The organism is Stenotrophomonas sp. 05L414_2 (genome assembly GCF_056397905.1).
On the sequence record NZ_JBFTOJ010000134.1, the window covers coordinates 1 to 11,698 of the forward strand.

Consider the following 11,698-nt stretch of genomic DNA (forward strand, 5'->3'; position numbering starts at 1 on the left):
CCCCAATGTCGCGACTCTGGCATGGAAGCCACAGCCGGTTGTGATCGGTGCGGTGGCGAGCGTGCCGGCGGCCGGCGGCAACTCTGATGCCACGTCCATGTTCCTGGCGGATGRCCCGGTCTACGTCGACGCCGTCATGGATCGCGGCGACCTGATGGAGCCGGGGACGTTCGAGGTGGCTCCGGATCGCCAGCAGTTGCTGATGAAGTCTCCGCCAGTGACGCCGGTTGTGGTTGACCTGTCCAGCGTGGGGGGCGGCATGGCGCCCGCCACGCTGTCTGTGGCGGTCGCCGAGATCATGGGGCGGCTCAGCATGGGGGCATGGTCGGCAGCGGACTGCGCTGCCGTGGATGCGGCCTCGGGTTACGCCGGGGTCGGCTACTACGCGGGAACCTCGATCACGGGCCGCGATGCGCTCAACGCCATTCTGCCGAGCTACGGAACGGGCTGCTACCAAGATGCGACGGGGGTGCTGCGGTTCGTTCGGGTGGTGGCGCCGGAGAGCTACCAGGGCGTGCCGGCGTTCGAGCTGACCGAAGACGATATGGCCAGTGACCTGGTGGGCGTGCCGGATGACGCACCCAGCCTGACGCGGCGCATGGCCTACAGGCCGAATGCCCAGGCTCTCGGTGCGTCGGATCTGGTCACCGATGTGGTCGACGTTCCGCAGGCGCGGCGCGACGAGTTGACCGCCCTTTATCGCGGCCAGGTATTCGCTGCGGGCCCGCTGAACGCTCACTACCGCCGGGCAGACGCAGCAGATCCGGTGATCTCGCTGTTCTGGCGGGCAGCCGATGCCCAGGCCGAAATCGACCGGGTGGTGGCGATTTACGAGCGGCAGCGCTTCTTCTATCAGGTCACCGTCCGCGGCGATCAGCAACTTGCGCCGCTGCCCGGGCAGATTGGCCGCCTGACCTACAGCCGGTACGGCCTGGCCGACGGCAAGCCGGTGCTGGTGCGCAGAGTTGAGCGAAACCCAGCCACGGGTGATGTGGTGCTGACCTTGTGGGGGTGAAACGTGCTTATCGGATTTGGAATGCCTGCAGCGGTGACCGTGACGCTGGCCGGCGGAACGTGGCTGAGTAGCGATCAGGGCTCAGCGTTGTTCGATGGCAAGCCGGGTCGCGCCAGCCGGATCCGCAGGACGGGGCCGTTGTCTGTCACGGTCACGCTGGCACAGGCTGTCGTGCCAGGGATCGTGGCAGCGCTGGGTCTGAACGTCCCTCCTGGCGTTGAGGTTCGTGCTGCAGGCGCAGTGGGCACAACCACGCGGCTCCCTGACGGCAGCGTGTGCGCGTGGCTATTTCCACAGGCGCAGGTGCCTGTTGCGACTGTGTCGGTGGAGATCGACGCAACGGTGACGAACGTCGATATCGGCGAGATTGCGATCTTCCAGGCTGTCGACGTTGGTATCAGCGACGGATGGGGTGTCGCYACCATCGACACCAGCGCTCACACGCGAACGAAGGGCGGTCAGGTCAACACTGTTCCCGGCGCGGTGTACCGCCGCCTGACCTGCAGCTTTTCGGGCCGGGCTACCGACGTTGTTCGGGGCGGCGGGCTGGCGGGGGGCGATTGGGAGACAGTCGCTGCGGCGCTGGCCGGGCGCCGCCGTTCCTGTGTGGTCCCTCAGTACAGGGACATAGCAACAAAGGCGTTGGATCTGAGGCTGGCAGCGCGATCCGCGCTGTACGGCTACCCAACTCAGCTACCGAGCGCGGAGAACATTAGCCGACAGTACTTCACGGGATACATGGAGTTCGAAGAGGTGCCCGCCTGACCGAGAGCCTCCAACAGTGGCATCATTCCCGGACAATCAAAGCAGAGAGGGAACGATGTACATCCTGCTGACAGTTCTTGGGCTCTTGGCCGCATTGGCCGGAGCATTGATGCTCACCAAGGCAACCATGGGGGTCGGCGCAATCGCGTTCGGCATTTTCTTGGTTGCGCTGGCTCGCGTCATTCAGGCTGAGCGCCACCAATCGCAGATCATGGGTAGATAGGCCGGAGTTACCGGCGCCCACCTAAAGCCCCGCCATGAGCGGGGCTTCTTCGTTTCTGGAGCCGCAATGTCTCTTTACACACTCACCGTCGATCTTTTGATGAAGACCGGCTCCTTTGTAAAGGACGCCGGTCAAGCCGCTCGGCAGTTCGAGCAATCGATGAACCGCATGCAGGCTATTGCCAAGAAGGCTGGCACGGCCATTGGTTTGGCTCTTTCGGCAGGCATCACGAGCACAAGCGCGGCGGCAGTAGCCTGGACACGTGAGGTGGCTGAACTCGGAGTTCAGTACGAGCGCCTTGCATCCCTCTCGGGCAGTAGCTCAGAGACTTTCCAACGTATGGCTGCGGGTGCCAACGTGGTCGGAATTAGTCATGAGAAATTGGCGGACATTTTCAAGGATGTGCAGGACAAGATCGGCGACTACGTCCAGACGGGCGGCGGCGCGATGGCCGACTTCTTCGAGAACATTGCCAAGCGCACGGGGGTAACGGCTGAGCAGTTCCGAACCCTTTCAGGTCCCGATGCACTTGGATTGTTCTTCAATAGCCTGGAGCGAGCGAACCTTTCGCAATCGGAAATGGTCACCTACATGGAGGCCATCGCCAGTGACTCGGCCCATCTGATTCCCCTCCTGCGGAACAGCAGTGCCGGGTTCAAGCAGTGGGGCGATGCCGCCGCAGCAGCGGGGGCGATCATTGACGGGAACACGTCGAAAGCGACAGTTCGCCTCCGCGAGATCACGCAGGAAGCGGACCTTGCGATGAAGGGGCTCAAGGTCAGTGTCGCGGAGGAGCTGCTGCCCGAGCTGAACAACCTGACAGAGTTCATGGCTTCGCAGCAGACGCGGAATGCGTTCGCGAGCGTCACCCGTTGGGTCGCGGAGCTTACGGGCGAGATGGCCAGCGGTGCAGTTCAGATCGTCAATCTGATTGGCCGCATGGCGGAACTTCAGGCCTTGGAGGGTGCCGCTCCAGGTGCTCTCAGTAGCGCTACAGAAGATGCGCTCAATGAGCAGATGGGCGACCTTGGCGCAAGGCGCCGACTGCTGCTCACGGTCGAGGCTCCCTCTCCCCAACGCGACAAGGAAGCTGAGCGGCTTCTTGCAGAGCGCCTTCGCATCCAGCGCGAGTTGACACGTCGATATGGGCCCCAAGTCACCCTGATTGACAACGGGCAGATGCTGCCTGATTCCGCCCTCAAGTCGAACTCGGTTGGCTACAAGCCTACGGGAAATATTGGGAAGTCTGATCGAGAAAGATCGGACAACGAGGCAAAGCGCCGCGCCGAGGAAATCGCACGCTACAGGCAGCAAGCACAAGAAGCCGCCGGCGCCATGGAGGGGCCGTTGGCCGAGGCCATGGCTAAACACCTTGGCAACATGGCCGAGTACAACGAGCTGCTGGCCAAGGGCAACATTGCCCAGGCCGACGCCAATGTGCTCATGGGCCAGAGCGCAGTGGAGTACGCCAAAGTCGCTGCGGAAGTTGAAAAGGCTATGGCCGGGCCTGAGCAGCTGCTGGCGACGTTCGATACTGAGCTGGTCATGCTGGGCAAGGTTGGGCGCGCCCGCGAGCTGTATCGCCGACAGCTGGTGAACGAAAAGGACATGCGCGACGAACTGCAGAAGGCAGTCGAGGCGGCCGGCAGCAAGGAGGCACTGGCGCTGGCCAAGGGGGCAGCCAGCTACGAGGACTACGAGCAGTCCATGCTGGCGGCGGCAGCAGCTGCTGCGGAACTGTCGCTGCAGGTTGAGGAATCCGCAGCGCACGTCGAGGCGATGGCCAACGTAATCGTCTCTGGCCTAGCCGACGGTGTCGATGCGTTCGCCGACTTTGCAGTGGATGGAATGCGCAAATTCGACGATCTGTGGGATGGCCTCAAGAACGCGGCGAAGCGCGGGCTGCGGGACATGATTGCCGAGATCGCAAAGCAGAAGCTGATTATCCCGATCCAGACGCAGATCATGAATGGGATCAGTGGCAAGGGTGGCGGCTTCAGCCTGGACAGCCTCATGGGTCTATTCGGCGGCAACGGATCGGCCGCCGGTGGCAAGAACCTGAGCAACATCGCCGGCCTGCTGTCGAAGGGGCAGGGATTGTTCAGCGCTGGCGCAGGTGCTGCGAGCAGCGGAATCAGTGCCGGTAGCCTCGCGGGCTTTGGCAACAACGTGGCTGCGTTCGCCGGCGGCGGCGCCTCTGCAGCGAGCGGGACCGCGGCGGCTGGTGCTGGTGCCGCATCGACCGCTGCGGCAGCGGTGCCGATCATCGGCTGGGTCGTCGCCGGCATGATGAAGAATGCCGAGCTGTTCGATCAGGGCTGGGACATTGCCAACGGCGAGAGCTGGGCGGGCAAGATCGCCACGGCCGGCGCCGTCGGGCTGGCGGACAAGGGCTTCCGCGGCCTGGGCTTCAACGACAAGACGGCGTCCATCCTGTCGGGCTCCAGCATCCACGCCAAGCTGTTCGGCCGCAGTGCGCCCAAGGTGACCGGGCAGGGCATCACGGGCGATTACGGATTTGGGGGCTTCAACGGTCAGTCCTACGCCGATATCAAGGCCAAGGGCGGCCTGTTCCGCTCGGACAAGAAGTGGACGCAGTACGGGGCGCTGGATCCGGGCATTGATCGCACGTTCGACATGGCGGCTCGCCAGGTGCGCGGGGCAGCCACTGACCTGGCAAAGCAGCTGGGCGTGGATCTCTCCGGGCAACTGGCCGGGGTGAAGGTGTCGCTGGGCAAGCTGCAGCTGTCGGCGGATTCGGCGGAAGCGAAGGCCCAGCTGGAAGCCTACCTGGCCGACATGACGGACCGCCTGTTTACCGAGGCAGTGCGGGCGGCAGGGTTTGGTGGCCAGCTGGATGGCTACTTCGAAGCGTCGGATGTGTTCTCGGCCCTCAGTGCTTCCATCGCACTGGCCGTGGGCAATGCCGACGAGCTGGGCCGCGCCCTCAGCGGCATGGAGGTGGAGAAGGTCAACAAGGCCGTTGATTACTTCCAGGACCTGGCCAGCGTCGCCGGCACCGACTTGGCCACGCAGGTCCAGAAGGTGACGGGGCTGCTGGGCAACTACGCCACGCTGATGGCAGACGTTTCCACGCAGCTGATGACCGGCGACCTGTCGAGCTACCAGCAGCAGGCGCTGACCATCGAGCGCACCTACCGCCAGCAGGTGAAGTCGGCCAACGACTACGCCAAGGCGCTGGGCCTGTCCGGTGCGCGCGCTGAGGACTTGGCCAAGATCGAAGCCCTGCGGGCCATGAACATGGGCAAGTTGCAGGCGCAGATCGACAAGGACAAGAAGGCCATGCAGTACGGCCTGTCGATCAGTGACCTGTCGCCGCTGACGGACCAGGAGAAGCTGGGCCAGGCGATGAAGGAGCTGCAGCGGGCGGTGGCCGGTGGCGATACCAGCGCCGCGCAGTCGGCGGCCCAGGCGGCGCTGGGCTTCGGTCGGAACCTCTATGCCAGCGGCAAGGACTACAACGGTCTGTATGACCAGGTAACCGGCCTGATCGACGGCATGAAGGTGGGCGACCTGGACAAGGAGGATGGCACGAGCATGGGCCAACTGGCCGATGCAATCGAAGCGATGCCGGACAACTTCAGCCGTGCCGTGTTCGACCTGGTGGTGAACAAGGACGCGCAATCACAGACCACCACAGCAGTGCAGCAGGGCAATGCGCTGCTCACCGAGCAGAACCAGCTGCTGCGGGATCTGCTGGCGACCACCACCCAAGGCGTCCGCACGTCCAGCAGCAGCGCGCTGCGCAAATCTCTCAACGCTGTATACGCGAGGTAATCCGCAATGCTGGCAAGGAAACTCACGCTGGTTGAAATTGGCGTGGGCGCGCTGCCGTCCCCGTCTCCGGCGGCACCGCGCTACTCGACCTGGTTCCCGGTGGCCTATCGACCGCCGGAGGTGCCGCCGGTGGACGGGGTTGTTCCCAACCCCGTGGCCGATGGTGTGCTGATCGAATGGAACCCGGTCGACCAGGCCGGGGTGATCTACGTGATCGAGCGCGGGCCGAGCCCGCAGGGGCCGTGGACGGAGATTTACCGTACCGTCGAAACCCGTTACCTCTACAGCGACGGCAGCGGCACGAAGTGGTGGTTTCGGATCACCCCGACCGTGCGCGGAAAGCCGGGCTCTGGTTCCGTGGTGGAGGCCACGCCGTCGCCGACCACGAACGACCTGATCGAGCAGCAGCAACGGTTGGCCAAGGAGATTGCCGACCGCATCGAGGGGGACGCAATCGAGGCCGCTGCCCGGGCCGACGGGCTGGCCGATGCTGCACGCGATCTGCTGGCCGAGGCGGCGCTGCGGCAGCAGGGCGTGTCGGACGCCATGGAAGCAATCGCCCAGGAGGCGCAGCACCGAGCAGACGGCGACCTCAACGAGCGACTGGCGCGCGAGGCCGCCATCACGCTGGAGGCCGAAACCCGCCAGAGCGACGTTGAATCACTGTCGCGCGCGCTGTCGGAGATCGTGGCCGGCAGCGGCACGCAGTTCGATAGCCGGAAAATCTGGTACTTCGACACAACGGCCGAGGGCTGGACCGGCAACGGGTCCGATCCCATTGTGATCGACGGCTGGCTGCGGCCGGCCAATGGCACCGAGGCACCATGGGTGCAGTCGCCGCCGGCGTTGGAGATCGACGGCAGCGCCTATCGCTTCGCCAAGCTGCGCGTGAAGCGAGTGGGCACGCCGGTGTGGAACGGCTACCTGCAGTGGATCACGGCCGAGGACCAGAACTGGGACGTGGACAAGCGGGCGCCAATCCCCCAGCCCCTGTGGGATGACCATGGTGTGGCCACGGTCGACGTGGCGGACATTGCTTGGTGGCCGGGCGAGGTGGATGCGGTTCGCCTGCAGTTCGGCGACGAGCAGGCGGTGGCCAACTACTTCCTGGTGGATTGGGTGGCCATCGGCCGGCCGACACCGGGTGCCGGCGTGGCGCTGGTGCAGGAGGAGGCCCGGGCGCGGGTCGCGGGGGACGTTGCCGAGGCGAGCAAGCGGGAGAGCCTGGCGGCCCAGCTGCGCGGAGACTACGAGGGAACAGACCTCTCCCAGGTGGCCACCGGCTTGTTCGCGTCCGAAAGGGACGCGCGTGTCAGCGCCGATGAGGCCGCGGTGATCGCAATCGAGATCCTGCAGGCCCGGATGCCGGTCGGCGATGGGCCGCTGGCAACGGAGGCCAGCGTCACCGAGGAACGCCAGGCGCGCGCAGAAGGCGACAGCGCCAACGCCGAGGCCATTCGGCTGGTCAAGGCACGCATGCCCGCCGGCGAAGGCCTGGTGGCGTCTGTGGAAGCGCTGGAGACGGTCAGCGCCAAGGTTGAGGAAACAGAAGACGGACTGCGTGCGGTCGGGGAACGCGTCACTTCGATGACGGCGCAACTGGAGGGGGATCACGCCGGTGATGAGGACACCTTCTCTGGCGACTTGGACGTGTTCGCCGGCAGCAAAACGGTCTACACGGTCATTGCCGAGGGTGACCTAGCCAACGCGGAGGCCGTTGTGCGGCTTGATGCAAATGTCGGGCAGTTCAAGGCCCTGACCACGCAGCAGCTGCAGGCGATGGCCACTGACGTTTCCGCGCAGGCGCAGCGGATCGACACCGTGCAGGTTGAGCTGGAGGGGAAGGCATCGGCCGAAGCCGTCTCGCAGTTGCGATCATCGGTCGAGCAGAACGCCGACGGCATCGAGGCGGTGGCCGAGTCACTGCAGGGCGTGCGCGTCGACCTGGACGGCAAGGCCAGCGCGCAGGTGGTGCAGGGCATGGAAGCCCGGGTCGTGCAGACCGAGGGTGGCCTGGCGCAGGTGCTGGCAAAAGCGTTCCTGCACCTGATCGCCGACGGCGGCAACGGTCCGTTGGTTGGTGGTATGGAACTGGGTAACGACGGCAACGTGGTCAGCCTGCGGTTCCTGACCAGCAGCATGGAGATCGTGGCACCGAACGGCGCTGCCGAGGGCATGGAGTGGCGCAACGGCTACCTGCGTGTCTGGAAGGGGGCAGCTCAGAGAATCATCGGTCCCGGCTTCGGTGCCAACGGTGACAACCTCATCGACTACTTTGGCCCCAACGTGGGCGCGGCCGCAGCGTCGAAGACCAACGCCATGATGTGGATGGACGCCAACGGCAGCGCCTACTTCGGTGGCCAGCTGTCGGCAGGCGTGCTGCGCAACGCGGTCCAGACCACGACAACGCAGACCATCGGAACCGAGCTGGTGAATGGACCGTTTGCGACCAACGGCCGCGTGCGAACGGTGACCGTGAGCTTTACGCGTCGGCATGAACGAGTGCAGACCTCGTTGGGCCCGTCCGGTTTCGTAGCAGGGGCGGGTCAGAACACAGCCCGCGTCGACATTTACCGCAAGGTCGGCAACAACGCCGAAACGCTGTGGCAGGTGCTGAACGTCGGAGGCTCGGTGAACATCATGAACGAGCCGGACACATCCGACCGCGCCGTATCGAACTGGGGTGGATCGTTCACCGTGAACGACACAAGCCCCAGCTCGGAAACCATGCAGTACCGCGCCGTCATCACTGGGTTCACCGCCCAGGATGTGACGCACACGTCTGGCACGTTCCAGCAGCAGACCATCACTCAAAGCCTATCGATGATCTCGGTAGAAATGTAACGGAGCAGATATGGCACTTCGACACATCGACATTGATACGCCGCAGCCAAATGGCCGCTTCGGTGAGCCGACACGGTCGGCCAACATCAAGCACAACGCCAACATCACCGAGACAGAAGAGCGGTTGGAGGCGCTGGAGAGTGGCACAGCTGGAACGGGTGCGCGGTTGGACGAGGAGATCGCTGCGCGCGCTGCGGCCGATGCTGCCTTAGCTGGACGAATCGACGCAGAGCACGCACTTATCACGAAGGAAACCGCCGATCGCGTCGCGGCAGTGCAGGCTGAGGCAACGGCGCGTGCCAATGCTGATGCTTCGTTGTCGGCACGCATCCTCGGCAAGAATCGCATCATCAATGGCAACTTCGACATTTACCAGCGGGGCAACCCTGGCACCATCACCAACTCTGCAGCCTATACGGCGGACCGTTGGATTTGCTCTTCAGCAGGGGCCGGTGTGACAAGTAACTGGGGGCTTGGCTCAACCACCCCAGGCGAGATTCCAGATTCCACGCGGTTCCTCGGTTTCAATGTGGTTTCCGGCGTCACATCGGCGTGGGTAGGCCAGTGGATTGAGGGTGTGCATTCATTTGCAGGCGGGAAGGCCACAGTGTCTTTCTGGATGCGCAGCGGTGTGGCGGGCAAGAAGGTGGGCTTGCTGATTCAGCAGCACTTCGGTAGTGGTGGATCAGCGCTGGTGCAAGTTGTTGCGCCGGACGTGATTACCCTCACCACGACGTTCACCAAGTACAGCGTCACCTTTGACGTGCCTTCAATCGTCGGTAAGACGGTGGGCGGCGGTAACGCCCTGCTCTTTACGTTCTTCTACTCCGATGACCGACCAGCTCTGTTTGGTGGGCAGTTGATCGGGCAAACCGGCCTGTTTGAAGTGGCGCAAGTGCAAATGGAGAAAGGCCCCACGGCGACCGAATACGACTGGCGCCCAGTGGGACAGGAATTGCTGCTGTGTCAGCGGTATTACTCTAAGTCTTACGCTTTGGCGACCAAGGCAGGAACGCCCAACTCTGATCCCGGGCGGATTGCAACGGGCCTGCAAATTTCCGGGACCAACTCACCCAGCTTTACGGCGTATGCGTTGCGGTTCCCGGTCAGCATGCGAACTTCTCCGGCTGTCACAGTGTACGGCGCCGTTTCCGGCAACCCGAACAAAGTCACAATGTCAGACAACGCAGACAGTAGCGGCGTCCCCACCGTTCGCGGGCTGAGCGAAGGCGGCTGCGAAATCAATTGGGTAAACAACGCTGGCACCTTCGGTGGCTGGTTCCACTTCACTGCAGACGCGGAGTTCTAACGTGTACCAACTCACTGAAAACCCCGACATGATTCTTTGCATTGGTACAGGTGCCAACATCCCTCGTGGCCACTGGATGTGGGACGACTACGAAAAATGGCTGGACGATGGCAACACACCGCTGCCGGTGATGCCTGCCAAGTCGCTGGCCGAGGTCAAAGCGGATCTGCTGGCTGCAGCAACTGCGGAACGTTGGAACCGCGAGACTGGTGGTATCACAATCGCAGGCGTGCAAGTCGGCACCAACCTTGACGATCAGAACCGCCTGAGCGGCGTTCTGTCGGCCATTCAGCTCGGCGGGCTGGAATCGGTGGACTTCAAGGCACAAAGTGGGTGGGTGCAGCTGACCGCGCCGGAGCTGCAGGGTATCGCCCTGGCCATCTCCGCCCACGTGCAGGCCTGCTTCACCGCCGAGCGCGCGCACCATGACGCAATCGAGCAGTTGCAGACGCAGGCTGACGTGGACGCCTACGACGTGATGGGCGGCTGGCCATCGGAATCCGGCCTGGGGCACGAAAGCCCACCTGTCGCTGGATTGGGTGCGGACTGACTCCGACCTCATCCATCACGCTGCCACAACATGGCCTGCGGCCAGATTGCGGCCATGTGCCAAAAAATAGTCAGCTATTGCGAAGGAGCGACGCAACGCGCGCCACGCCAGCCGCCTTCGATTCTGACAGTGTTTGTAACGCCCGATGCTTCCTAGCGGCTTGTCCCCCCGTTGCCTCGAGTGCGACATGAACTTCATACTCGCGGGCATTGGCATCCAAAGCCGTTGCCAGCACGCATGAGTCGGCAGTCATACCGCTTAACCAGAGACGACGCACACCCAGCTTGGCCAACAAGATTGGTAATGGGGTCGCGAGGAACGCTGAGTGCTTTGGCTTTAGGACAAAGTAGTGATCGGGCTTTGGTGACAAGAGCTTGGCGATACGTGCTGAAGGGCCACCATTCCTCAGGCATTGAGCGACTTGTTGTTGGAAATCCAGCTTCCAGTCCGAGAAGTTGTCGTTTGCGTAGATCACCGGCCAGTTGTTTGAATCGCAGTGTTCCCTTAGGCGAAGGATCTCTGTCGCAGCTTTTACAGCGATCGGTGCCAAGCGCGCTGCGTCGGGGAAGTCAAAGCGGCTGAACATGTCGATGATCAGCAATGCCGTATTGCCTGGCGATCTCTCCAAGGTCAGTCTCCAGTTTGAGCGTGCGGCGCATGTACGGGCTTCGATTGCGGCGAGTCCTTTTGGCGAAGAAAGATCGTCAGCACCACCAAGGATAGGACGGCCAGAAATTCACTCTGCCAGTTCTGCATTGATTCGAACCAGAAGGTGCTGCTGCCCAGGTGCTCTAAGAAGCTGGGAGGCTGCCTTCCAATCAGCTGCTCTTCCACTTGCYCAGCACGCCAGCTTCCGACTGCGTGAAGACTGAAGCTAATGAGGAATAGCGCACCAAAGGCTATTGCAAGAGAGTGGCCGTAAAGGGTCTTCCACAATCCTCCTCGTCGGACTGGCCAGGGCGTAGGCCCCGCTTCCACCCGTTCTTCCTCTTGTGCCGGATCCAAGGGGCGCGACTCTGCCGACCCGTGCTGTCGCAGCGAGACCGTCAGGAGTACATACATTCCCATCTGAAGGAACTCGCTTTCCCAGTTCTCAAAAGTGGCACTAATGAAGTGACCGCTGGCAACGTAGCTCCAGAGATCCAGTGGCGCCCGGCCGTGCTCAATGAGATCTTGATTGTGCACGTTGAGGCC

The 11,698-nt window shown here is 63.1% G+C and carries 8 protein-coding genes and 1 pseudogene; 7 read left to right on the forward strand and 2 right to left on the reverse strand.

What is annotated here, in order from left to right:
• From AC1DJN_RS16445 to AC1DJN_RS16475, 7 genes and pseudogenes are all read left to right on the forward strand, one after another.
• Window positions 1–1,015, forward strand: a pseudogene (locus AC1DJN_RS16445) (hypothetical protein); the annotation flags it as partial.
• 138 nt (window positions 1,016–1,153) lie between these two features.
• The gene (locus AC1DJN_RS16450; protein WP_478017512.1) at window positions 1,154–1,780 is read left to right on the forward strand and encodes a hypothetical protein; all 627 of its coding nucleotides are present in this window, start codon (window positions 1,154–1,156) and stop codon (window positions 1,778–1,780) included.
• A gap of 55 nt (window positions 1,781–1,835) precedes the next feature.
• Complete coding sequence (locus tag AC1DJN_RS16455) at window positions 1,836–2,003, forward strand: hypothetical protein (RefSeq protein WP_442251168.1); 168 nt, start codon at window positions 1,836–1,838, stop codon at window positions 2,001–2,003.
• A 66-nt stretch (window positions 2,004–2,069) separates the two neighbouring features.
• Window positions 2,070–5,801 (forward strand): phage tail protein, encoded by a 3,732-nt coding sequence (locus AC1DJN_RS16460; protein WP_442251169.1) that lies wholly within the window; start codon window positions 2,070–2,072, stop codon window positions 5,799–5,801.
• Window positions 5,802–5,807: 6 nt separating this feature from the next.
• Window positions 5,808–8,645, forward strand: a complete 2,838-nt coding sequence (locus AC1DJN_RS16465) for a hypothetical protein (RefSeq protein WP_478013521.1) — start codon at window positions 5,808–5,810, stop codon at window positions 8,643–8,645.
• 10 nt (window positions 8,646–8,655) lie between these two features.
• Window positions 8,656–9,954 carry a carbohydrate binding domain-containing protein gene (locus AC1DJN_RS16470; protein WP_442251171.1) on the forward strand — a complete coding sequence of 433 codons (1,299 nt, stop codon included), beginning with the start codon at window positions 8,656–8,658 and terminating at the stop codon, window positions 9,952–9,954.
• 1 nt (window position 9,955) lies between these two features.
• On the forward strand, window positions 9,956–10,504 hold the full coding sequence (locus AC1DJN_RS16475; protein WP_442251172.1) for a DUF4376 domain-containing protein: 549 nt from the start codon (window positions 9,956–9,958) through the stop codon (window positions 10,502–10,504).
• Between the two features lie 70 nt (window positions 10,505–10,574).
• Here AC1DJN_RS16475 and AC1DJN_RS16480 read toward each other — a convergent pair whose 3' ends face one another.
• On the reverse strand, window positions 10,575–11,105 hold the full coding sequence (locus AC1DJN_RS16480) for a cysteine hydrolase family protein (RefSeq protein WP_442251173.1): 531 nt from the start codon (window positions 11,103–11,105) through the stop codon (window positions 10,575–10,577).
• Between the two features lie 29 nt (window positions 11,106–11,134).
• A partial coding sequence (locus tag AC1DJN_RS16485; RefSeq protein WP_478039511.1) for a DUF6766 family protein occupies window positions 11,135–11,698 on the reverse strand: 564 nt, incomplete at its 5' end.

Bases quoted from the DNA above. Each gene is read 5' to 3' on its own strand.
- AC1DJN_RS16455 (WP_442251168.1), top strand. From the start codon at position 1,836: ATGTACATCCTGCTGACAGTTCTTGGGCTCTTGGCCGCATTGGCCGGA.
- AC1DJN_RS16460 (WP_442251169.1), top strand. From the start codon at position 2,070: ATGTCTCTTTACACACTCACCGTCGATCTTTTGATGAAGACCGGCTCC.
- AC1DJN_RS16465 (WP_478013521.1), top strand. From the start codon at position 5,808: ATGCTGGCAAGGAAACTCACGCTGGTTGAAATTGGCGTGGGCGCGCTG.
- AC1DJN_RS16470 (WP_442251171.1), top strand. From the start codon at position 8,656: ATGGCACTTCGACACATCGACATTGATACGCCGCAGCCAAATGGCCGC.